At 65.9% G+C, this 23933-nt stretch carries 19 protein-coding genes; 6 read left to right on the forward strand and 13 right to left on the reverse strand.

Translation table 11 applies throughout. From position 1 onward, the window contains the following. From ACVRRC_RS16460 to ACVRRC_RS16485, 6 genes are all read right to left on the reverse strand, one after another. Window positions 1-1962: a PhoX family protein gene (locus tag ACVRRC_RS16460; protein ID WP_472997246.1), complete on the reverse strand. Its 1962-nt coding sequence runs from the start codon at window positions 1960-1962 to the stop codon at window positions 1-3. A 29-nt stretch (window positions 1963-1991) separates the two neighbouring features. Beyond that, window positions 1992-2780, reverse strand: coding sequence for an energy transducer TonB (locus ACVRRC_RS16465; RefSeq protein WP_472997247.1), 789 nt, complete (start codon window positions 2778-2780; stop codon window positions 1992-1994). Beyond that, complete coding sequence (tolR, locus tag ACVRRC_RS16470) at window positions 2780-3244, reverse strand: protein TolR (protein WP_041771721.1); 465 nt, start codon at window positions 3242-3244, stop codon at window positions 2780-2782. Before tolR ends, ACVRRC_RS16465 begins: the two co-directional genes overlap by 1 nt. Window positions 3245-3255: 11 nt before the next feature. Beyond that, window positions 3256-3969, reverse strand: coding sequence for a protein TolQ (gene tolQ, locus ACVRRC_RS16475; protein ID WP_472997248.1), 714 nt, complete (start codon window positions 3967-3969; stop codon window positions 3256-3258). 66 nt (window positions 3970-4035) lie between these two features. Further along, entirely contained in the window at window positions 4036-5952 is a 1917-nt protein-coding gene (locus ACVRRC_RS16480; RefSeq protein ID WP_472997249.1) for a phytase, read from the reverse strand. A 74-nt stretch (window positions 5953-6026) separates the two neighbouring features. Continuing rightward, entirely contained in the window at window positions 6027-8510 is a 2484-nt protein-coding gene (locus tag ACVRRC_RS16485; protein WP_079329043.1) for a TonB-dependent receptor, read from the reverse strand. Between the two features lie 1079 nt (window positions 8511-9589). Between ACVRRC_RS16485 and ACVRRC_RS16490 the strand changes: the two genes are divergently transcribed. The 5 genes from ACVRRC_RS16490 (at window position 9590) to ACVRRC_RS16510 (ending at window position 15737) form a co-directional block, all read left to right on the forward strand. Beyond that, a complete protein-coding gene (locus ACVRRC_RS16490) occupies window positions 9590-10504 on the forward strand; it encodes a GGDEF domain-containing protein (RefSeq protein ID WP_014596579.1) in 915 nt (304 codons plus the stop codon). A 7-nt stretch (window positions 10505-10511) separates the two neighbouring features. Next, a complete protein-coding gene (locus tag ACVRRC_RS16495; RefSeq protein ID WP_048329294.1) occupies window positions 10512-11549 on the forward strand; it encodes an AraC family transcriptional regulator in 1038 nt (345 codons plus the stop codon). A 50-nt stretch (window positions 11550-11599) separates the two neighbouring features. Further along, window positions 11600-12487 (forward strand): LysR family transcriptional regulator, encoded by an 888-nt coding sequence (locus tag ACVRRC_RS16500; RefSeq protein WP_020306227.1) that lies wholly within the window; start codon window positions 11600-11602, stop codon window positions 12485-12487. 107 nt (window positions 12488-12594) lie between these two features. Continuing rightward, window positions 12595-13392, forward strand: a complete 798-nt coding sequence (gene fdhD, locus ACVRRC_RS16505; protein WP_170800120.1) for a formate dehydrogenase accessory sulfurtransferase FdhD — start codon at window positions 12595-12597, stop codon at window positions 13390-13392. Next, window positions 13389-15737, forward strand: coding sequence for an FdhF/YdeP family oxidoreductase (locus ACVRRC_RS16510; protein WP_472997250.1), 2349 nt, complete (start codon window positions 13389-13391; stop codon window positions 15735-15737). Before fdhD ends, ACVRRC_RS16510 begins: the two co-directional genes overlap by 4 nt. A gap of 3 nt (window positions 15738-15740) precedes the next feature. Here ACVRRC_RS16510 and ACVRRC_RS16515 read toward each other — a convergent pair whose 3' ends face one another. The 4 genes from ACVRRC_RS16515 to ACVRRC_RS16530 form a co-directional block, all read right to left on the reverse strand. Further along, on the reverse strand, window positions 15741-16130 hold the full coding sequence (locus ACVRRC_RS16515; RefSeq protein WP_013982647.1) for a GFA family protein: 390 nt from the start codon (window positions 16128-16130) through the stop codon (window positions 15741-15743). Between the two features lie 119 nt (window positions 16131-16249). After that, window positions 16250-16954, reverse strand: coding sequence for a potassium channel family protein (locus ACVRRC_RS16520; RefSeq protein WP_013982646.1), 705 nt, complete (start codon window positions 16952-16954; stop codon window positions 16250-16252). Continuing rightward, entirely contained in the window at window positions 16944-18272 is a 1329-nt protein-coding gene (locus tag ACVRRC_RS16525; protein ID WP_125851330.1) for a TrkH family potassium uptake protein, read from the reverse strand. The genes ACVRRC_RS16520 and ACVRRC_RS16525 overlap by 11 nt, the downstream gene beginning before the upstream one ends. Before the next feature lie 123 nt (window positions 18273-18395). Beyond that, complete coding sequence (locus ACVRRC_RS16530; RefSeq protein ID WP_419186706.1) at window positions 18396-20849, reverse strand: PAS domain-containing protein; 2454 nt, start codon at window positions 20847-20849, stop codon at window positions 18396-18398. A 473-nt stretch (window positions 20850-21322) separates the two neighbouring features. Between ACVRRC_RS16530 and ACVRRC_RS16535 the strand changes: the two genes are divergently transcribed. Next, a complete protein-coding gene (locus ACVRRC_RS16535) occupies window positions 21323-21991 on the forward strand; it encodes a TIGR04211 family SH3 domain-containing protein (RefSeq protein ID WP_013982643.1) in 669 nt (222 codons plus the stop codon). Window positions 21992-21996: 5 nt separating this feature from the next. Here ACVRRC_RS16535 and ACVRRC_RS16540 read toward each other — a convergent pair whose 3' ends face one another. From ACVRRC_RS16540 to ACVRRC_RS16550, 3 genes are all read right to left on the reverse strand, one after another. After that, window positions 21997-22308 carry a hypothetical protein gene (locus ACVRRC_RS16540; protein WP_013982642.1) on the reverse strand — a complete coding sequence of 104 codons (312 nt, stop codon included), beginning with the start codon at window positions 22306-22308 and terminating at the stop codon, window positions 21997-21999. Then, window positions 22305-22955: an AzlC family ABC transporter permease gene (locus ACVRRC_RS16545; RefSeq protein WP_084899016.1), complete on the reverse strand. Its 651-nt coding sequence runs from the start codon at window positions 22953-22955 to the stop codon at window positions 22305-22307. The genes ACVRRC_RS16540 and ACVRRC_RS16545 overlap by 4 nt, the downstream gene beginning before the upstream one ends. A gap of 161 nt (window positions 22956-23116) precedes the next feature. Next, window positions 23117-23917: an AraC family transcriptional regulator gene (locus ACVRRC_RS16550; protein WP_014596569.1), complete on the reverse strand. Its 801-nt coding sequence runs from the start codon at window positions 23915-23917 to the stop codon at window positions 23117-23119. Between the last annotated feature and the right edge of the window lie 16 nt (window positions 23918-23933).

The following is a 23933-nucleotide window of genomic DNA, read 5'->3' on the forward strand; positions in this document are numbered from 1 at the left end:
TCAGCTGCCGATCACGCCGCCATCGTCCTTGGTGATCAGCACGGTGGACGAGCGCGGGCGTGATTGGCCGTCGCTGGCCGGAAAGCTCAGCCCCGGGTGCTGCACGTTCACCCACATGGCGCGGTAGTCCGGGCTCCAGGTGATGCCGGTGATCTCGCAACCACGCGGACCCACCAGAAAACGCCGAACCTCCCGGGTGACCGGGTCGGCACAGAGCAGCTGGTTGGTGCCCATGGCCTGCATGGCTGGCTGGTCGTCGTCGAAATCGGTCTCGATCCACAGCCGGCCAGCAGCATCGAATGCCAGACCATCCGGCGAAGAGAAGCAGTCGCCGTCGATGGTACCGACCAGATTGGCCGCCACCGGGTTGCCCTGGGCGTCCCGCGCCCCGCTGCGCTCGCCGGCGAGCAGAAAGACCTCCCACTCAAAGCGCGTGGCGGTCGGATCACCGCCCTCTTCCTGCCAGCGCAGGATTTGCCCGTGCAGGTTGTTGGGGCGCGGGTTGGCCCGGTCCAGCGGTTGTTTCGCACCGCGGCCGTCGTTGTTGGTTAGGGTCACGTAGACCTCACGACTGTGCGGCTGCACCGCCACCCATTCGGGTCGGTCCATCGGCGTCGCCCCGGCGCGGTCAGCGGCAGCGCGGGCATTGAGCAGCACCTCGGCCTGGCCGGGAAAGCCGTTCTCTGCGGTCAGCCCGTGCTCGCCATGCACCAGCGCCAGCCACTCACCGCCGCCGTCGGCGTCGAAGCGGGCAACGTACAGCGTGCCCTCATCCAGCAGGCGGCGGTTGTCGGCGTCCGCCCCGGCCACGAAGCGACCGCTGGGGACGAACTTGTAGACATACTCGCCCTTGGTGTCGTCGCCCGAGTAGAAGGCCATGCGGCCATCCTCGCCCAGCGACAGCACCGAGCATTCGCGGCAATAACGGCCGAACGCGGTGCGCTTGACCGGTACGCTGTCAGGGGCGAACGGATCGACTTCCACCACCCAGCCGAAGCGGTGCGGCTCGTTGACGTAGCCACCGTGGGGCTGGTCGGCCTGCGGCGTGGCATCGAAGCGCGGATCGGCGGTTTCCCAGCCGTAGAGCTTGCTCAAGCCGCTGCCGGCGATGCCGTAACGCTGGTGCGAGACCCGCGCCGCCAGGTCCTGCGGATCGTGGTTGACGAAGTAGTTGTGCCAGTTCTCCTCGCAGATCAGATAGGTGCCCCAGGGGGTGAAGCCGCTGGAGCAATTGTTCAGCGTGCCCAGAACGGTCCTGCCATCCGGGTCGGCGACGGTCTTCATGCTCAGATGGCCGGCCAGCGGCCCGGAAATGGCCATCTCCGTCAACGCGCTGAGGCGCCGGTTGTAGCGCGACGGCAACACCCGCTGCCACTGGCCACGGGCATCCTTGCGCACTTCGATGACGCTCAGACCGTGGGCCGCCTGCTCCTTGCGCACCTGTTCCAGCGGGCGCCGGCCTTCCTCCAGACGCATGCCTTCGGTGTGCAGCGTCGGGTTGACGTATTCGTGATTGATCACCAGCAGGCCGTGGCTGTCCGGCGCATCGGGGAACGGGAAAAAATGCATGCCGTCGTGGTTGTCGCCGGCCTGCTTGAGCTGCGCCTGCCAGTCGTCGCTGGCATCGGCCTGCCACTGAGGCGCATCGGCCAGTACTGGGTCGCCCCAGGAAAAGAACACCCGCGCGCTATACCCTGGCGCCACCTCGACCCGGTCGAACTGCGGGTCGAGCTGCGCCGGAATGCCCTGGAAACCGATCAGTCGCGCAGGTCCGGCAGCAACCCGGGCGCCGGCCATTGCGCCGCCGAGAAAGGCGATGCCGGCCAGGCCCAGGCCGCCCTTGAGCAGGCCGCGGCGGCGCCGATCGATGACATCCTGCAGCGGCGCGTTGCGGCTGGGGTTGATCGCCTGGTCATCATGGGCGGCGATGCTGGCGTGAAAATCGCTGAAATCCTGTTTCATCAAAACGAATCCTGAATGGCTGAACCGCATCACTCGATGCGGTAATGAAAGGTGTTCTGCACGTTGGGCACCTCCACCGCCCGCCCATCGACGATGCGCGGCTGGTAGCGGAAGCTCTGGGCCGCGATCAGCGATGGACGGATGAACAGCGGATGGCAGTCACCAACCACCTTGGGCGAGCGCACCCGTCCCTGGACGTCCACCGTGTAGCTCACCGTGCAGGCGCCCTGCAGCCCGGCGTCCAGCGCCCGCTGCGGATAGACCGGCGGCTTCTTGGCGATCGGCAGGTACTGGCGGCTGGCTGCCTCCGCGGCAGCCGCCTGCCGGGCACGCTCGGCCGCTTCGGCACGGGCCGTTGCCTCGGCCTGGCGGCGCTGCGCGTCCAGCCGTGCCTGCTCGGCCAGACGCTCCTGCTCCCGACGCTGCTGTTCGTCACGGCGACGTTGCTCCTCGCGGCGACGTTCCAGCTGCTGCTTGCGCTGCTGCTCGGCTTCGCGCTCCCGTTCGGCGCGCTTGAAGGCCAGGTCGGCCTGCTCCACCTGTGGTGGCGCTTCGACCTGAACGGGGGGCGGCGGCGCTTCGACCGGTTTCGCAACCGGCGGTTCGGGCAGTACTGGCACCGGCGGCGGCAGGCTGATCAGCTGGGTCTGCATCACCTGGGTGGCAACCGGTGCGTCCATCGTCGGCGTCCAGCTGGTCAGCAGCAGGGCGAACAGCCCGGCATGCAAGCCCAGCGTGGTTAGCGCCGCGCCAGCGGCACCGGTCCATCGCCGCTGTGTGAGCACGGCCGCGGGCGGCGCCGACAAGCCGAGCGCCATCATTGCTCCTGCTCCGCAGCGGCCGGCGCCTCGGTGATCAGACCCAGGTTGACCACCCCGCCGCGCTGCAGCTCGGCGATACCGGCGACCACACGACCGTAGTCCGCCGCCTCGTCGGCACGGATATAGACCTGGGTGTCGCCCCGCGCGGCAATGACCGCGCCGACCTTGGCCTGCAGCTCGGCCAGGTCGACGGCGCTGTCGGTCTGGTTCTCGACGTCCAGTTCGCTGCCGAGGTTCCAGTAGAAGCCGCCGTCGGCCTTCACCGAAAGCGTCAGGATCTGCCGCTCGTTCTCCACCGGCAGCGCCTCGGCCGCCACCTTCGGCAGCTCGATCTTGACGCCCTGCACCAGCATCGGCGCGGTGACCATGAAGATCACCAGCAGCACCAGCATCACGTCGATATAGGGCACCACATTCATTTCCGCCTTGGGCCCGTGTTTGCGCTGTGGCCTGACTAGCATTGCTGACCTCCTCAAGCGGCTGCGGCGACGCTGGGCGAAGCAGCGTGCAGGCGCCGATGCAGGCGCGCCTGCAGCTCGTTGCCGAAGGCGTAGTAACGGCCGACCAGCGTCTGCCCGTGGGCGGCGAAGCGGTTGTAGGCCATCACCGCGGGAATCGCCGCGAACAGGCCGATGGCCGTGGCGATCAGCGCCTCGGCGATACCCGGGGCGACGGTGGAAAGCGTGGCCTGCTGTACCTGCGAAAGGCCGAGGAAGGAGTTCATGATCCCCCACACGGTGCCGAACAGGCCGATGTAGGGGCTCACCGAACCCACCGTGGCGAGGAACTGCAGGCCCTTCTCCAGGCGTTCCTCCTGCTCGGCAATGGCGACGTACAGGCTGCGCTCCACGCCCTCGGCGACCGCATCCGGGGCGATGCCCCCTTCACGCTGGAGTTGGGCGAACTCGCCGTAACCGGCGAGGAAGATGCGCTGCAACGCGGCCTCCTCCGGCAGCGGCTGCTGCTGCCCTTCGCGGTAGAGCTGGGCGAGATCGCCGCCCTGGCGAAAGCGCTGCTGGAAGCTGCGCAGCAGGCGTTCGCTGCGGTGCAGCGCGGCGCTGCGACGGATGATCAGGTACCAGCTGGAGACCGAAGCCAGCACCAGGATCACCATCACCGCCTGCACCACCAGGCTGGCCTCGCTGATCAGGCCCCAGACGGACATGTGCTCGAGAGTCGTTTGCATGAATCTTTCCTCCTGCCCGCATGGGCAGCTGCTATTGGATGGCGGGTCGGTTACCGGGCGATGACATCAATCCAGACCCAGCGCATCGGCGATGGCTGACCAGGGCAGGTATTTGTAGTTCTGCGTGCCTTCGGGCATGCGCTTGCGGCCGTCCTGCACCACCAGCATGCCGCGGCTCCAGAGGCCGCCGAGATTCGCCGAGGTGACCTCCAGCCCGTCGGTTTCCGAAGCGCCGTCGATACCGCGCTCGGCATTCAGGCCGATGCGGAACGCGCCGCGCACGGCATACGGCGCCTGGGCATCGAGCACCACGTAGCTGTCGTTGCCCTGGCTGGAGATCACCAGGTAATCGCCACCCTCGCCTTGGTAGAGCGCCAGGCCTTCGATGTCGTCGTACACCGGCCCGCCAACGCCGATCACCTTCTGGGGCGCTGCCGGCACTTCGGCACGGGCATCGACCACCCAGACCGCAACGTCCTCTTCACCGACAAACAGCCGCTCGCCACGGTCATCGGCGACGCAGCCCTCGGGCTGGCTGTCCAGCTTGAAGCGCCGCACCAGTTCACCCTGCGGCTGGCCGGACTGGCCATCGAGGCGGTACTGGACGAAGGTGCCGTCCTTGTCGTTAGCGATCGCGTAGGTGACACCTTGGCGGTTCTGGAACATGCACAGGCCGTAGATATCGCTCAGCGGCGTGGCGATCTGGCCGATATCGCGGAGCACCCCGCTTGCGCGGTCGATGGCGAACAGGTGCAGGCTGTTGTGGTCTCGGTTGCTCGCCACGGCCAGGTCCACGCGCTTGCTACCGAGGCGGAAGCCGCTGCGCACATCGACGTTGTTCAGCCGGCCGACGGTCAGGCTTTGCAGCTGGCGGCCTTCCAGGTCGTACACCACCAGCCCGCCCTTCTTGTCGGTGCCGAGCACGCGACTCTGAGCAGGATCGCGCGGATTGACCCAGATCGCCGGGTCATCGGCGGCGTCCCCCAGACTGGGCACCGGGCCGGTCTCCACCGCTGCCGCCAGACTGACGATGGGTTCGGGATGCGGCAGTGCCTGTGGCTGCCACGCCAGCTGGGCGCGATGCAGGCCCTGCTCGTCCGCCAGCAGCAGTTCGACTCCTTCGGAGGTGCGACGCGCGCTGATGCGTTCCGGCTCATCGAGGCCGTCCAGCGGCAGCACGCCGTCCGCCTGCCAACCCGATTCGCTCTGACGATAGAGGTGCAGCGCCGGCGCCTCGGCATCCAGGGCCAACAGACCACCCGGCACCAACGCCATGCCAGCCGCCACCTTTGTCAGCGCGCCGAACGGCTTGACCAGATCGACCGGCTCACGCTGCAGCGGCGCCTCGGCATCCGCCGGGTAGCGCCAGAAGCCGACGTTCTCCTCGTTGACGTAGAGCTGCCCGGCCATGTCATCGGTCTGGCAGAAGGTGCTCTGCGGCGGCAGGCTGAGCCCCCGCACGCGCCGTGCTTCACCGAGCAGGCGGCCCTGGCTGCCCACCAGCCATTGCTCGCCGACACCTTCCTCGCCGAGCAGAAACACGAAGTCGTTGCGCGCGCTGTCGCGGTACAGGCACAGCCCCTCGATGGCGAATGAGGTGCGCGGCAGATACAGCGGCTGGCTCCAGGTCCGGTTGTCATCCAGGCCGATCAGCATCGCCTGCTGGCGCTTGCGCTCCACGGTGGCCAGCAGCAGGCCCCTACGCTCGAGGCGATGGTCGAGGCCCTCGAAACGCCCGCTGTGCTGGGCCAGTGTGTTGCCGGCCTTGTCCAGCAGGCGCAGGCCCTGCTTGTCCAGCTGGACGCGCTCGGCATCCGCCCAGGGGCCATTGCCGGCAAGCAGCTGCGCGTATTCGAGGCCCGTCTGCGCCGGCGTGGTGATGCTCAGCTGCGTACTCTGTGGCACCTCGTCCTGACCGGCGGACTGGCAGGCGGCCAGGGTGATGCACAGGCCGAGCAGCAGGGTTTTGGGTAATGCGTTCATGCGATATCCATTCAGGTGCCGCAGGCCGGTGCCCGGCCGTAAAGGGGAACGGCGGGCACCGGAGCGGCAAGGGGTCAGAAGTGAGTCAGGGTCAGGCCGAGCTTGTAGGTCGGGCCGTACTCTTCGTACTGGGCGTTGTAGGAACGGCGGCCGGTGTAGACGTAATAGGACTCGTCCGTCAGGTTCAGCGCCTCGAAGGTCAGCTGCAGGCTCGGCGTGATGAAGTAGCCGGCCTTGAAGTCGACGAACAGCTGGTCATCGACGTACAGGTCGTGGGCCTTGTCGTCGATGCCGGCCACCTCGTATAGGTAGTCGGACTTGTAGTTGGCGGCCAGGCGCAGGTTGAGCCGGTCGTTTTCCCAGCCGACCATCAGGTTGCCGACCGTATCGGAATGGTTCGGCAGGTCGATGCTGCGGCGCATGCCCTGACCCTCGATGTCCGCGTCGGACTTGCTGAAGGTGGCATTGGCGCCCAGCAACAAACCGTTCCACGGCGCCGGCAGCCAGTCGAGCTTCTGCGAGTAGGCCAGCTCCAGCCCGTAGAGCTTGGCGCTGCTGCCGTTCTGGAAGCTGAGCGCTTCGTCGAACGCCGCCCACTGGCCGGTGCCGGCCAGGTCGGTGTTGTAGATGAAGTTGTCGATGTCCTTGTAGAACAGGTAGGCGGACACCACGCCGGCGCGGCCCATGTAGTGCTCGATGCCGAGGTCGTAGTTGACGGACTCCAGCGGCTTGAGATCGGGGTTACCGAACTCGGCGTCGTCGCCATCGATGACGAAACCGGGTGCCAGCTGGCCGAAGGTCGGGCGTACCACGCTGTTGGTCCATGCGGCGCGGATCAGCGTGTCATCGGTCAGCTGGTAGCGCACGTGCAGGCCGGGCAGCCAGTGGTGGTAGTCGTTGCTGCTGGAAATGGACTCGAACTGGTCGTCGCGCATGCCGGTGCCCTTGGCGCGAAAGCGCGTGCCCTCGTAGCGCAGGCCGGCGATGACACGCCAGCGGTCAACGTCCACCGTGTTCATCAGGTACGCGGCATTGATGTCCTCGTGCATGTCGAAGTCATTGATGCGCGACTCCTCCTCGTCGTAGAACTCGCTGGCGTCCAGCCCGGCGATAGCGCCCTTGATCGCCGAGGCGCTGATGCCGCGGCCGAAGCGGCCGAGCGCGTAGTCGACGTTGCCACCCTGGAAATCGGCCAGGGTCAGGTCGTCGAAGTCGTCATAGACCCAGACCTCGCTGTCGTTGTCCTTGTGCCGGCGGCTGAGCTTGCCGCCGAACTTGGCCTGCGCCGCGTAGCCCTGGATGTCGTAGTCGCGGGCCAGGTCCAGGCGGATATTCTTCTCCCGGTCGCGGGTATCGCTCTTCTCCCATTCCACTTCATCCAGTTCGAAGGAAGCCGGATCGTAGAAGGCCGAATCCACTGTCAGGCGCGGCTTGCGGCTGCTGGAGAAACCCGCGTCGGCGAAGTCGCCTTCGAAGGTCGCGCCGGAGATGCCACCCGGATTGCGCTCGCGGGACTGGCTGTAGCCGACCTGTCCGCTCAGGGTCCAGAGGCCCATCATGCGTTCGCCGCCGAACACGTAGGACTGGATGGTCTGGGTTTCCTCGCGCGATTTCAGCTCGCGCCAGCCTTCAGCATCGCCAGTTTCGCCGGGCAACTGGGCGTCCTCGAACTCCACGCCGGCGGCGTTGCGCGTTTCGGTGTCCTTGAAGCGGCTGTACAGCGTACGCAGGTAATAGCTGCTGACGTCATCCGGCTTGTAGTCGAAGTTCAGCCCGAAACCGGTGCGCTCGCGGGTGATCTCGTAGTCGCGCTGCTCGAACTCCTCCAGGCGTGCGCCGTCGTCGGCAAAGTCCCACTTGCCGCCGGTTTCGACGTTGTCCGAACCGAACTTGCGCTCCTGCCAGCTGAGGGCTGCGGCCACACCGAAGTTGTCGACGCCATCGCCAAGGCTGAAGCGGTTGCTGATCGCACCGGAGAACTTCGGGCTGGTCTTCTCGACATTCTCGTCGTAGCTGCCCTCGCCGCTGATGCTGTAGAACAGGCCGTCATGATCGAACGCCGAGAGGCTTTCCACCTCGATGGTGCCCCCCAGGGAGTTGGCGTCCATGTCCGGGGTGAGCGTCTTGACCACCGACAGCGACTGCACCAGCTCGGACGGCAGCACATCCAGCGCCACCGCGCGGCGCTTGCTTTCCGGTGAAGGCACCAGTGTGCCGTTGATGGTGACGCTGTTCAGGTCCGGTGCGATGCCACGCACGCTGACGAAGCGCCCTTCACCCTGGTCGCGCTCCACCGAGATTCCCGGAATGCGTTGCAGCGCTTCGGCGGCGTTGTCATCCGGCAGCTGGCCGATGCCGTCGGCGTGGACCACGCTCTTGACGCTGTCGGAACTGCGCTGGTCCTTCAGTGCCTCGTCGATGCTGACGGCCTGGCCGATGACCTCGACGTGCTCCATGACCAGCGGCTCCTCGGCCCAGGCCGAACCGGCGCTGACAGCCAGAGCCAGCAGGCTGATGCGGAATCCTGCATGGCGGATGCCGCTGCGGTATGTGTTCATGAACGATTCCCCCGAATGGTGTTTGCCGGGTCCATCCCGGAACTGCAGCGGACGGTAGGTGGGGGATATGGCGGTTCTGTGACAGGAAATTTGGCGAGAGCTTGGAAGAGTGGGTTTTGCGGGATTTTGGGGGTGGGGTTGAGCTGATATGACCTGTTTTTAGCGGTATGGATATGGAAATGCCTATCGCAGACACGCTGGGATCAGGTTGGGGGAGCAACCCATTTTCCGGGTGTTCCGGTACTTCTGTTTCGCGCTGCTGCGCGAGTTCCTTTTGGCAGTCGCCCGGATGGCCGGCCCCGCCAAAAGGAACCAAAAAGTCTTGCCCCTACATCCGGGTCTCGCTACGCGAGACTTCCCTCATTCCATCGCTTCTCCGAGGGTCACTGTGCAAGGGCCATCCATGGCCCTTTACGGGGGGACGCCTAGTTCTCTCGCGGCATCCATGCCGCTCGCCCCTCTACGTAGCGATTACATTCGGCCTCCTGAAAGGGGCGATCGATGTCGCCTGCAAGTCCGTGATTGCTAGGATCCAATATGAGGGAAAACCGTAAAGGACGTTTCCAACGAACGACACGGGTCGGCTGATCGTCATCATCCGTTTGTTGAAAATCGTCGCAGGCCCCACCCTCGCCCCTTCAGTAGGGAGAGCGGAATCGTTGCGTAAGGGGGTGAGCCGCATGGATGCGGCGAAAGGCTTAAAGGGCCATGGAAGGCCCTTGTAAGCCGACCCCTGAAGCGGCGATGGAGCGAACGAACCCCGCGCGGAGCGCGGGGCCGGATGCAGGGGCAAAGCGTTTTTGGTTACTTTTTCCGCGTCTGGAAAAAGTGACTCGCCCAGCAGGGCGAAACCTGAATCGCCAGGCAACTCGGCAATCGACATCGACTCGATGAAGCAAGCCCCTCGTCCAGAACTGATCCAAATCCATCAGGGCAAACCACATCCCCAATCCCATCCAGCAAATCAACCAAACCAAAAAAACCCTGAGCCAATTCAACCCCCACCCCGTTCATCCAACCGTCACATCCATCTGTTTCCGTGCCCTCACGCACTGGCGCGAACCCGCCACGGAGACCTCATGAAATCCCTCCTCAAACTCCACACCCTCACCCTCCTCGGCCTCGCCCTGGCCGCCAACGTCGGCTTGCAGCTGCTGCTCGCAGTCGGCACGGTCAAATCCTGGGGCGAGATCGACTGGATGGACGTCGTCGGCGAAGGCGGTTGCGCCGCCCTCGCCCTCGCCTGGCTGGTCATGCTGCTGCACAGCCGCCCGGCCGGCCGGGTGACGCGGTTGCTCGCACTGGGCCTGGCCTGCATCTGCTTTTCCTGGTGGATGGACCTGCTCGACGAATTCATCCAGATCCCCGCCAGCATCGCCTGGGACAACTGGCTGGAAACCGCGCCCATGCCGGTGGGTTTGTTGCTGCTGACCTTCGGCATCTACCACCTGAACCAGGAACAACGCGCCATCAACGCGCAGATGCACAAGCGCGAGCGGCTGTTTCGCGAACATCGGCTGTTCGACAACCTCACCCCGCTGAGCACCGCCGAATACCTGCGGCGGCAGCTCGATCAGACCCTGCGCCAGGCCGACGAGGAGCAGCGCCCGCTGTCTCTGCTGGCGATCGACCTGGACGACTTCAGCCGGGTCAATCAGCGCTACGGCCAGGCCGAGGGCGATCTGGTGCTGCAGGCCGTGGCGCAGCTGCTGGTGCTCAACCTTCGTCATCAGGACCTGCTCTGCCGCCTGGCCGGCGATCGCTTCGTCGTGCTCCTGCCGGATACTGCCGAACAGCAGGCGCGGCAGCTTGCCGAGGAGTTGCAGACCGCCGTGGCCAGCCTCGCCCACAAGACGCGCCAGCATGGCGAACGCCTGCATCTGAGCGCCAGTACCGCGGTGGTGATGGCCTTCGACGACGATGCCGAGCAGCTGCTCCAGCGCCTCAACCTCGCGCTGGCCAAGGCCAAGCAGTCACTGCCGCGCTGCGCCTGAGACGACCATGAGCAGCCCCTTACGCTGGTACGAGTGGGACAGCCGCTTCATCGCCGCGCATCACCAGCCGGCGGTCCTGCTGGACCTGGCGTTGTCGCGCGGCATCGACAGCCACGCGCTGCTGCGCGGCAGCGGGCTGTTCTACGAAGACATCGCCAGTGGCCGGGCGCGGGTCAGCCCGGCGCAGTTGCTGACCCTGATCGGCAACGCGGAACGCCTGCTCGGCGCAGCGGACAGCAGTTTCCTCTTCGGCCAGCGCCTGCTGCCCGGCCATTACGGCGAAGTCAGCCTGGCGCTGGCCAATGCCGGCAATCTCGAGCAGGCGCTGGAGCGCCTATGTCAGTTCCGCGCCCTGCTCTGCCCGTTGCTGGCTCCGAGGCTGCTGCTGGATGAACGCCATATTCACCTGTACTGGCTGGATGGCGGCGCCAGTGGGCGGCACCAGCGGTTTCTCGTGGAGGCGCACCTGACCGCCATCGTCGCGCTGTGCAAACGCGGCTCCGGTCTGCGGTTGCCCTGGCGCTTCCAGTTCGCCTATGCGCAGCCGCGGCACGTCGAGCAGTACTGGGTGCATCTGGGCGATGCGCTGCAGTTCGACCGCCAGCTGACCCTGCTCAGCCTGCCGCGCGAATACCTGCATCAGCCCTGGCCGGAGGCGTCGACCACCGTGGGCCAGGTCGCGGTGCAGGCCAGCCAGCAACAGATCGATGCGCTGGACGGGCCGTGCGCGTTTCTCGATGCGTTCTACCAGTACCTGGAGGCGCACATCCGCGAGCCGCTGAATCTCGAGCGCGTCGCCGTCGCGTTCGCCATGAGCCCGGCGACGCTAAAGCGCAAGCTGGCCAAGCACGGTACGCATTTCCAGGAACAACTGGACCTGGTTCGCAAGCACGTCGCGCTCTACCTCTACCAGGCCTGTGGCTTGGGTAACGAGGCTGTTGCGCGGCACCTGGGCTTCAACGACACCACCAATTTCCGCCGCGCTTTCAAGCGCTGGACAGGCGTGGTGCCCAGCGGGCTGCAGCCATTGTTCGACGCACCCTGAGGAAATGCTAAGGTTCGGCCCGCACTACCTTCGATGCAAACGGACCGGGCATGGACATCAAGCAGCTGAAGTTTCTCGTGGCGCTCGACGAAACGCGGCATTTCAGCCAGGCGGCGGCGCGCTGCCACGTCACCCAGCCGACGCTGTCGATGCGCCTGCGCACGCTGGAAGACGAGCTCGGTCTGCAGCTGGTGATTCGTGGTCAGCGCTTCGAAGGCTTCACGCCCGAAGGTGAGCGCATCCTGGCCTGGGCGCGTAGCCTGCTGGCCGCTCAGGACGGACTGCTGGCCGAGGCCGCCTCCTGCCGCGGCCAGCTGGTCGGCACGCTGCGCCTGGGCGTAGTACCGCTGGCCGGGTTCGACCCGATGCAGCTGGTACGGGCGTTCGGCGAACGCCATCCGAGCCTGCGTTTCGAGCTGTTCGCACTCAGCAGCGAGCAGATTCTCGAGCGACTCAGCCGTAATCTGCTGGATCTCGGCCTGTCCTATCTGGAGCGCCTCGACGACGCGCACTTCGCCAGCCTGCCCCTCGGCGAAACGCGCATGGGCCTGCTGCATGACGAGCGCCATTTCCGCTTCGATGCCCCTTCTCTGAGCTGGGAGGCCCTGGCTGGCCTGCCCCTGGGCCTGCTGACCGGCGGCATGCACTTTCGCCAGTCCATCGACCACGCGCTGCGCAGCCGTGGCCTGAGCCTTGCGCCGCGGCTGCAGACCGATGCCGTACATCACCTGCTGCAGGCCGTAGGCGCCGGACTGTGTTGCGCCATCATGCCGCTCGATAGCGGACTCGAGGCCCTGGACAGCCGGCTGACGCTGACGCCTATCGACAATGCCAGCACTCTGGCGCCGCTGGGGCTGATCCTGCGGCGCGACTCGCCGCGATCCGCACTGGGGGAGGCCTGTTTCAACGAGGCCAGCGAACTGCTGCAACAGCGATGAAAGGGGCTTGTGATCGACGCCATCGATCACACCATCGGACATAGCGATTGGACGGCCGGCACCGGCGCTCCTAGGCTGCCTGCGTCGACCTGTCGCAGGCAGCCGCCATGCTCTACGCCACTCTGAACTCCGCCGAACCGCACGATGCACGCGCTGCGCTGTTGGCCGAGGAATGCGCGCTGGCCATCAGCTACAACGGTCTGAACCACGCCGTGATGATGGTGACGCCGCAGGATCTGGAAGAGTTCGTCGTCGGCTTCAGCCTCGCTGGCGGGCTGATCGAGCGACTCGATGACCTGCGTGACCTGCGCCTGCTCGGCGACGGCAGCGCTCGCCGCGCGGACGTACAGGTCAGCCCGCGGGCGTTCTGGACACTCAAGCAGCAGCGTCGCCAGCTCGCCGGCACCAGCGGCTGCGGACTCTGCGGGGTGGATGCGCTGGATCAGGCACTGCCGCGGCTGGTGCCGCTGCAGCCGACAGCACTGCCGCCCGAAGGGCATTTCCATGAGCTGCGCCAGCGCATTGCGAGCGCCCAGCTGATGGCGCGCGACAGCGGTGCGCTGCACGCGGCGCTGTATGTCGACGGCAACGGAAAGATCGCCCTCTGCCGTGAGGACATCGGCCGGCATAACGCGCTGGACAAGCTGATCGGCGCGCTGACGCTGCAACGCCGCAAGCCGAGCGAAGGCTTCGTCGTGATCACCAGCCGCTGCAGCCTGGAATTGATCCACAAGGCCGTGCGCGCCGGCATCGGCACGCTGGTCAGCCTCTCGGCACCGACTCAGCTCACCGTGCAGTGGGCGCGTCAGCACCACCTCAACCTCATTCATCTGCCCCACCACAGCGCTCCGCGGGTCTACAGCCCTGCGCCTGCGCTGCCCGACCAGAACGGATGTCACCCATGAGCCGCATGTCCCGCTTCCATCCCGCCACCCGCTTCCAGCCCTACGCCGGCCCGGCTGGCGGCTGGGGCGCCCTGCGCAGCGTGGCCAGCGCCTGGCTCGGCAGCGGCAATGCGCTGAAGAACATCCGCGCCATGCTCAAGACCAACCAGAACGGCGGCTTCGACTGCCCCGGTTGCGCCTGGGGCGATTCGCCGGAGGCCGGTGCGGTGAAGTTCTGCGAGAACGGCGCCAAGGCGGTGAACTGGGAAGCCACGCGCCGCCGCGTGGATGCCGCCTTCTTCGCCCGCCACAGCGTCAGCCAGCTGCGTGAGCAGAGCGATTACTGGCTCGAATACCAGGGACGCCTCACCGAACCGGTGCGTTATGACGCGGCCAGCGACCGCTATCAGCCGATCACCTGGGATGATGCGTTCGCGCTGATCGCGCGACACCTGAACGGCCTGGCCAGCCCGCACCAGGCAGCCTTCTACACATCCGGTCGGGCCAGCAACGAAGCGGCCTATCTCTACCAGCTGTTCGGCCGCAGCTTCGGCACCAACAATTTTCCCGACTGCTCGAACATGTGCCACGAGGCCAGCGGCGTCGCCCTCATCGAATCCATCGGTGTCGGCAAGGGCACGGTGACGCTGGAAGATTTCGACCACGCCGATGCGATCTTCGTACTTGGCCAGAACCCCGGCACCAACCACCCGCGCATGCTCGAACCGCTGCGCCAGGCGCTGGAGCGCGGTGCCCAGGTGGTCTGTTTCAATCCACTGCGCGAACGCGGCCTGGAACGATTCCAGCATCCGCAGAAGCCCATCGAGATGCTCGCCAACCAGGACGCGCCAACCCACAGCCTCTACCTGCGCCCCAACCTTGGCGGCGATCTGGCCGTACTGCGCGGCATCGCCAAGTACCTGCTGCAATGGGAACGCGAAGCGCTGGGGAGCGGCGGACCGGCGGTGTTCGATCGCGACTTCATCGCCGAGCACACCCATGCCGTCGATGCCTATCTGGAGGCGATCGATGCCACGCCGTGGGCGCAGATCGAGCAGCAGTCCGGGCTCGAACGCGACGCGATCGGCCAGGCCGCCGCAATCTACCGCGACGCCGGGCGGACCATCGTCTGCTGGGCCATGGGCATCACCCAGCACCATCATTCGGTGGCGACCATCCAGGAGATCGCCAACCTTCTGATGCTGCGCGGCAACCTCGGCAAGCCTGGGGCCGGTGCCTGCCCGGTGCGCGGCCACAGCAACGTGCAGGGTGATCGCACCATGGGCATCAACGAACGCCCGCCGGCCGCGCTACTGGATGCGCTGGAGCACCATTTCGCCCTGCCGATGCCCCGCCAGCCCGGGCACAACACCGTGGAATGCATCCAGGCCATGCTGGCCGGCGAGGTGCAGGTATTCATCGGCCTGGGCGGCAACTTCGCCCAGGCCACGCCGGACAGCCCGCGCACCCGCCAGGCGTTGCGCAACTGCGCGCTGACCGTGCAGATCAGCACCAAGCTCAACCGCAGCCACCTGACCATGGGTCGCGATGCGCTGATCCTGCCCTGCCTCGGCCGCACCGACATCGACCGCCAGGCCTGCGGCCCGCAGGCGGTGACCGTGGAAGATTCGTTCAGCATGATCCACGCCTCCCGGGGCCAGCTGGAGCCACTGTCGACGCAGATGCGTTCGGAACCCGCCATCGTCGCCGGTATCGCCGCCGCCACGCTGGGCAAGCGCCCGGTGGACTGGCTATGGCTGGTGGAGGACTACGCACGAATCCGCGAGCTGATCGCGGCGACCATCCCGGGTTTCGCAGGCTTCGACCACCGCCTGCATCGCCCTGGCGGTTTCTACCTGGGCAACGCGGCCGCGCGTCGGGAATGGAGCACCGCCAGCGGCCGCGCCGAGTTCAAGGCGCATGCGCTGCCGGCCGACCTGTTGCCAGAGCAGGCGCGCCAGGCGGGCATCTGTGCCGATCTGATCCTGCAGACGCTGCGCTCCCACGACCAGTACAACACCACGCTGTACGGCCTGGACGACCGCTACCGCGGCGTCAGGGGGATGCGCGAGGTGGTGTTCGTCAACCCCGCCGACATCCAGCGCCTGGGCCTTGAAGCCGGCCAGCAGGTCGATCTGGTTTCGCTATGGGACGACGGTATCGAACGGCGCGTTAGCGGCTTCACCCTGCTCGCCTACGACACCCCGCAGGGTCAGGCTGCCGCCTACTACCCGGAAACCAACCCGCTGGTGCCCTTGGAAAGCTTCGGTGCGCGCAGCCATACGCCCACCTCCAAGTTCATCGCGATCCGCGTGCTGCCGAACACGCGGACGACCGAGCAGCAGCTGATCGCCAGCGGGCAATGACGCTCATTCGAAGCGACTGGAATCGTCACGGTCGTGGGGGTAGCGCCGGCTGAGCGGAAACGCTGGCAGCCAGGCTTCGCGGCGCACGGTCCAGCATTCGTAGGTCGGCGTCAGCTGGTCGGGCGCATCCAGTGCGCCAAGGTGTACCTCGATCTCATCGGCGAAGCGGGAAAAAACCGATGAGCCACAGCGGGGGCAGAAATACCGTCCGGCGTATTCGGCCGTCTCGCCCTCAACGGTCACCGCATCCTGCGGGAACACCGCAGCGGCGTAGAACAGCGCGCCGTGATGCTTACGGCAGTCCAGGCAATGACAGATGCCGACTCGATAGGGCTGCCCCGCCGTCACGATGCGCACGTCGCCGCACAGGCAGCCACCGCTTAATGAATTCACCTTGTGTCTCCTCCGTCAGTGCCGAGAGCGCCGCGCCAGGGGTCGCGGGCGCACGGTCGTGGCTCGGCCGCCCGAGAAGCGTAGTCGCCTCCGGACCACCGCACTAACGAAGACCAGCTTCAGCTTCCCTTGCGCCCCTGGCCAGCGAAACGCTGGATGTCATGGGTCGGCCCCGAGACGATCAGCAGATCGCCCGGCAGCACCTGAGTGCTGGGCGTCGCGTGCTGGAAATCCTGGTTGGCCCGCTTGAGGCCGACGACGGTCACGCCGAATTTCTCGCGCACCGCCGCTGCGGCCAGGGTGCTGTTGTGGATGCGCTCGGGCGCATGGATCTTGGCAATGGCGAAGCCGTCGTCGAACTCGATGAAGTCCATCATCCGTCCGGAGATCAGATGGGCAACCCGCTCGCCCATGTCCGCCTCGGGGTAGACCACATGATGCGCGCCGATCCGCGTTGCGATCTGCCCATGCTCGGTGGTCAGCGCCTTGACCCAGATGTCTTTGATGCCCAGTTCGGTCAGCGCCATGATGGTCATCAGGCTCGCCGCCAGGTCACTGCCGATGCCGACAATGGCGTGGGGGAAATCGGCAACGCCAAGCTGACGCAAGGCCATGACATTGGTGGAGTCAGCCTGTACCGCATGGGTCAGCAGATCGGCCCATGCATGAACGGGCTCGGCGGCCTGATCGATACCCATCACGTCATGGCCAAGGCGTGTCAGCGAGCGCGCCACCGAGCTGCCAAAGCGCCCAAGCCCGATGACCACCACACTGTCGCCTTTGGAGAACGAAAATTGCTCTGAAAACAACAATTTAGCCAACAATTGGGTGTTCCTCCGGATAGCGGTAAGGCATGCGGTGCTCGCCCAGCGCGAGCGAGGCGGCCAGGGTGATGGTGCCGACCCGGCCGACGTACATGAGCAGCGTCAGCATCAGCTGGCTGGTCTCCGGCAGATCGGCGGTGATACCGGTGGACAGGCCGACGGTGCCGAATGCGGAAATGACTTCGAAGATCACCTGATCGGTGGGAATGTCGGTGTCACGCAGGATGACCAGCGTACCGAGCACGACCATGGCGCTCCCCAGCACCAGCACGGTGATCGCCTGGCGCTGGGCCGAACTGCCGACCCGGCGGCCGAACGCTTCGGTGTCGGCCCTGCCGCGGATCTCGGCGATCACCAGCAGCGCCAGGATGGCCACGGTTCCGACCTTCACCCCACCGGCAGTACCGGCACTGCCGCCACCGATGAACATCAGGAAATAGTGCAGCGCCCAGCTCTCATGGGTCAGCGCGCCGATATCGAGCGCATTGAAACCGGCCGTACGCGCCGAGACCGAAACGAAGGCTGCCGAAAGAAGCTTGTCGGCCCAGGCCATTGGACCGAGCGTACCCGGATTGGACCACTCGAACAGCAGCACTGCCATGAAGCCGCCCACCAGCAGCACTGCCGTCCCCGACAGCGTCAGCTTGGTGTGCAACGACCAGTGCCGCGGGTCCGACCACCTGCGGCGCAGGTCGTTGAGAACGGGGAAGCCGATACCGCCGATGATGATCGCGCTCATCACCGGCAGCAGGATGAATCCATCGGTGGCGTAGCGCACAAGGCCATCGACGTGGATGGAAAAGCCGGCATTGTTGAACGCCGATACGGCATGGAACAGACCGCTCCAGGCGGCCTCGCCCCAGCCAAGCCCGTACGACAGATGCAGGCGCAGGGTCAGCAGCAGCATGACCGCCAGCTCCATCACCAGCGTCACGACCAGCACCAGTTTCGCCACGCTGCTGATGTCGCCCAGCCCCAGTACATGGGACTCGGCCTGCGCGATCAGCTTGGCGCGCAAGCGGAACGAACGGTTGACCAGCAAGCCCAGCAGGGTCGCCAGGGTCATCATGCCGAAGCCACCGAGCTGGAACAGCGCCATGATCACGACCTGGCCGAAGGTCGACCAGTAGGTGCCCGTATCGACCACCACCAGACCGGTGACGCAGACCGCCGAGACAGCGGTGAAGAAGGCCGTGAGCAACGGGCCGGTCTCGCCGCTGGCATGGGCTATGGGTAACGAGAGCAGCGCTGTGCCGCAGAGGATGGCGAACAGAAAAACGAGAGCAACGGTCCTGCCTGGGTGCAGCAATGATTTCATTCGACCCGCGCCAACAGATCCGGGAAAGGAGAACGGGCCGTCCGACCGGCGGCCCGTGAGCAGAGCGAGAGGCTATGCCCATTGATCCGTTTGTTCAACTGGCAGTGGCAAGGCGGCAAGCGCCTAGCCGCGTAAAAGCTCGAGCACCCGGGTGGCGAGGATGTCGATGGAGAACGGCTTGGTCAGCACCTGCATTCCGGCACCGAGAGAGCTGTTGCCCAGCGCCGCGCTTTCCGCATAGCCGGTGATGAACAGGGTCTTCAGGCCGGGGCGCACCTCCCGCCCGGCATCGGCCATCTGCCGCCCGTTCATGCCCCCTGGCAGGCCGACATCGGTGATCAGCAGGTCGATACCGACATCCGACTGCAGCAGCTTCAACCCGGTGAGGCTGTCAGCCGCCTCGATCAGGGTGTAGCCCAGATCACCCAGCACGTCGGTCAGCAGCAGGCGTACCGTCGGCTCATCATCGACGATGAGGATCGTCCCGCAGGAGCCGGTGAGCGCTGCGGCCGACTGCGCCGGGGCCGCAGTGCTGGCACCCGCCTCGCCGTGATAGCGCGGTAGATGAATACACATCGACGTGCCTTTGCCCAGTTCCGAACTGATACGCACCTGCCCGCCGGACTGCTTGGCGAACCCGTAGATCATCGAAAGGCCGAGGCCGGTGCCCTCGCCGATCGGCTTGGTGGTGAAGAAGGGATCGAACGCCTTGGCGATCACGCCAGGCGCCATCCCGGTACCGGTGTCGGTCACCGTCAACGACAGGTATTCACCGGCCGGCAGGTCGTTGGCCAGCGCCGCCTCCGCGTCCAGCCACTGGTTTGCCGTCTCGATGATGATACGACCGCCGTCCGGCATGGCATCGCGCGAATTGATGCACAGATTGAGGATGGCGTTCTCCAGCTGGCTGGCATCCACCGATGCCGACCAGAGGTCGGGAGCGCTGACGGTCTCGACCAGAATGCTCGGCCCGACCGTGCGCTGGATCAGCTCGGTCATGCCTTCGACCAGCAGGTTCACGTCCAACGGCCGCGGATCGAGTGTCTGCCGGCGTGAGAACGCCAGCAGCCGATGGGTCAGCGCCGCGGCGCGCTTGGCCGCGCTCTGTGCGGCCAGCATGTACTTGTCGATATCGTTGAGCCGCCCCTGGGCGATCCGCATGCCCATCAGATCCAGCGCACCGCTGATGCCGGCCAGCAGGTTGTTGAAGTCATGTGCCAGCCCACCGGTGAGCTGACCGACCGCCTCCATTTTCTGCGACTGACGCAGTTTTTCCTCGGCATGGATCAGCTCGGCCGTGCGCTCGGCGACGCGCAGCTCCAGGGTATCGTTCAGAGCGCGCAGCGCCGCGGTGGCACGGTCGCGTTCGGCCTCGATGGAGCGTCGGTCTTCCACATCGATCAGCACGCCCGGAAAGCTCAGCGCGATGCCTTCCGGCGAGTGGTCGACGCGGCCGTTGGCTTCGATCCAGTAGTAACGACCGTCGGCACGGCGGACCCGATACTGATGGGCGTAGGCTCCGCCACGGGCAATGACTTCGTCGATGGCAGCGATCAGTCCGGGGCGATCCTCCGGGTGCACGCTAGTGATGATCTGCTCCAGGCTCAGCCTCTCGCGCCCCAGCGCCGGGTCCAGGCCGAACCCACGGGCGAAACCCTCGTCGACGGTGAACCGGTCGGTCCGCAGATCCCAGTTCCAGGTGCCGATGATGGCCCCGGCCGCCAGCGCCAGCTGGACGCGCTGGACGTTCTCGCGCGCCAGGGACTCGCTGACGCGCAGGCGATCCTCGGCATCGTGCCGCTGGGTGACGTCGTTGAAGAGAATGGCGATGCGGCGGTCTGCCGGCGCACCTACCCGGACCGCCCGCACATCGAACCAGCGACCGAACGCTTGCGCGTAACTTTCGAAGCTGGCCGGCTCGCCGGTCTTGGCGACGTGGCCATAGGCATCGAACCAGAACCGTTCCAGCTCCGGCGCGAATTCGGTCACCCATTTGCCGTGCAGGTCGACGCCGGTCTGCCGCTCGAACGCCGGATTGACCTCGACGAACTGGTAGTCCACCGGCCGATCATCGGCGTCGAACTTGACCTGGACGATGGCGAAGGCGGCTTCGATGGTCTGCAGGATAGCGCTGAAGCGCTCCTCGCTCTGGCGCAATGCCGCTTCGGCGGCGCGAACGCGGGTCAGGTCGAGCATCGCACCGATCATACGTACGGCGCGCCCGTGCTCGTCACGGATCACATGGCCTCGATCGAGAATCTCCGCATAGGAGCCATCCACACGGCGGAAGCGATATTCGTCGTTCCAGGCAGTCTGGCCGCCATCGAGTACGGCATGAATCGAAGCGTCGATGCGGCCGCGGTCGTCCGGGTGGATGTGCGCCAGCCACCAGTCGCCGGTGCACTCGATGCTGGCCAGCGGATGGCCGTAGGCCTGCTCCAGCGCGTCGTTCCAGAGCACATGATCGCTGTCCAGGTCCCAATCCCAGACGGCATCGTTGGTTGCCTTGGCCGCCAGGCGATAGCGCACCTCGGTGTCGCCGATGGCGCGCTCCTCCAGCGCTGCGCGCAAGCGCACCACCTCGGCCACGAGCTCCTCGCGGGTAAGATTTTCCAGAGCTGCTCCCCCTCTTCCATAGCCTTGACCAGGGGCGGACCACTACCCGTCATTTAATGCCGGCAATCAGACCAGAAACGACCGGGTTTTGCACACCGGCAGTCGCCACCATGAGGCATGACGTCGAGTCGGCCAGTGCGCCTGTTGCCTCGCCTGCCCTCCATGTCCTGCCGCCTATCGGCTGCGCTGGCATGCCTGAACTTTCCCCGCGGTGGGCTGTCATTCAGCTGATGCACCATACGGAGCGGCAGCTGCGCGCTCCGTTGCGGGGCGCGCTGTGCTTCGCGCGCCCGGCTGCGGTCAACCGACCCGCCCGGCTGCTTCCGATGTGCCTGTCGTCCGGTATTCGACAGCGCCCCATCGGGGCCAGGTGCAGCCAACCCCACTGCCCCGCCCCGGGGACTTTATTCTTCTTCCAATATCGCGAATCTTTCATGTCCATATCTCTTCATCTTTCTGCCTTGCTTTCCCGCTTCACTTCGCGCCATTTCATCGGCGCCGGCCTGTTTGGCGCGCTGCTGGCCACAACGCCGATCCATGCCCAGGAAAACAATGACAGCAACGCTCGCTGGGTCAGTGACAGTCTGAATACTTTCGTTCGCAGTGGTCCCACCGATGGCTATCGCATCGTCGGCACCCTGACCTCTGGCCAGAAGGTCGAGTTGATCAGCACCCAGGGTGACTACAGCCAGGTACGCTCCGAATCGGGCAGCACCGTGTGGATTCCCAGCAGGGAGCTGCAGGAAGTGCCCGGCCAGGCCGAGCGTCTGCCGCAACTTGAGCAGCAGGTCGCCGAACTCAGCGAGCAGCTCAAGACCATCGACGACAGCTGGAAGGTCCGCGTGCAGGGCATGCAGGAAACCCTGGATTCGCGCAAGGCGCTGATCGACGAGCTCGAAGCCCGGCGCATGACCCTCGAGACGGCACTGACCGAAGCACAGTCGGAACTGCGCGCCACCCAGGCCCGCCTCGGTGACGAGAACAAGCAGGTCCTCATGCAGTACATGGTCTACGGCGGCAGCATTGCCGGTGCCGGGTTGCTGGTGGGCCTGATCCTGCCGTCGTTGACCCGTGGCCGCAAACGCAACGATCGCTGGTTCTGAGCCGCTCAGGCCAGGTGGCTGGCCAGCAGATAGTAGATGGCAGCCGCCAGCAGCGTGCTGCCCATCAACCCGATGCGCCCCTGCACGGCCAGCACCGCGACAGCCATCAGCGCCAACCCGCCGGCCACGGGTGAGCTGCCGATTTCGCTGTAGACGACATACACGGCGAGATTGACGAACACGGCCATCGGCATCACCTGTCCGACCAGGTGCAGCCCCCGTTCGCCCAGCGAGAGGCGAACGAATGCGGGCACTATGCGCACCAGCACGCTGGTGGTCGAAAGGGCAGCCATGGCGACCAGCGCTGCATCGTTCATGACCGACGCCTGCCCAGCAGCCAGGTCGCCAGCAGCACGCCGGGGACCCAGAAATACACCGGCCCGAGCAGCAGGATCAGCCCGCTCGCCCCTGCGACAACGACCGCGATCCGCATCAACGCCATCTGCCGATCGTGCTGCAACGAACCGATCCGGCTCCTGAGCTGCGACACGGCCAGATACAGCAACACTGCACTCGCCGGGAAGGCGAGATTCAGATCGTCGCCGAGCCAGGCTGTAGGCAGTGCGCGGCTCAGCAACGCACCCAGCACGCCGGTCAGCACCCAGGCGAGGAAAATCATCAGGCGAAGGCGCAGCACCACGCCGGGCCCATCGTCGTCACGCTCGCTGGCGTAAGCCTCGTCGCCGAGCATGTGCGCGCAGCAGGCGCGATCCAGCGCTCGTTCCGGCAGGCGGTCTACCGTGGTGAGCGCCATGGGCACGTAGCGGCTGTTGATCGAGGCCGTGACCAGCAGCAGGGTAAGAAAGCCTGCGCCGCCCTCGCTGAGCGGCAAAGCGGCAAACTGACCGCTGCCGGTAAAGCCGAGCAAACCGACCAGCAGCACCTCCCACCACGACCAATCGGAACGCGCCGCCAATATGCCGAACAGCATGCCCACCGGCATGACCGAAAGCGCGGCCGGCAAAGCACGTCGATAGCCAGCCAGGCTCGCCGCACGGCGCCCCTGCGGTCGAGCGAAATCCTCCGTTGCCTCTGTCACCTGACACCCCGCTGCACGAACCTGTCACGGCCAGTCTCGGTCGTGCCGCGCGGAAGCGTCTTGCACGATCGTGCAGACGAGGTGGTTCAGGATTGGCGGATCAGCCGCAGCCAATGCCCGGGCGAAAGCCCGTAGGCCTGTTTGAACTGGCGGCTCATGTGACTCTGATCGGAGAAACCGGCGATCAGCGCGGCCTCGCTGGGCGAGATTGCTCCGAGCAGCAGGCGGCGAACCTGGTCGAGCCGCCGCAGTGTCAGATAACGATAAGGGCTGGTGCCGAACAGCGCGCGGAAATCCCGCGACAGGCTCCAGCGATCACGGCCTGACACCTGCTCCAGCTCATCGAGGCTGACGGGCTGAGTCAGAAATTCGTGGATGTAATCCCGGGCCCGCTCGGCCGCGCGGAAATCGACGCTGCGCCGCCGCCCCTTTGTCCCGGCGATCGAGGCCATCACCTGAGCGAGGTCGTATAGCGCATCCTCTTCCTCCAACCCCTCGAGTGGCCGGTCCAGACACTGCAACAGGCTGCCAATGGCTCGCTGCAGGCGCGGGTCGCGGGATACGCCTTCGTCGATGAAGGGCAGCGGCTGGCCGCCCAGCGGGCCCTGCAACAAGGCGGGCTCGATGTAGACGATGCGGTAGCGGAACCCCGCTTCATTACCGGCCTCGCCATCGTGCAGCTCGTCCGGATGCAGCACGAAGCTGTCGCCCGGCAGGCTGTGGCGCGCGCACTTGCGGTAGTTGAAACGATGCAGGCCCGCCAGCGTACAGCCGATGGCATAGGTGTCGTGCCGGTGAGGAGCGAATCCGTAACCGGCGAAGTAGGCCTCCAGTCGCTCGAGCCGCCCCGGTTCGTGCGGGCGCCTGACCCAATCCTTGTCGTTCATGTGCGTCGCGTCATCG

Source organism: Stutzerimonas sp. LR2 (genome assembly GCF_055755175.1).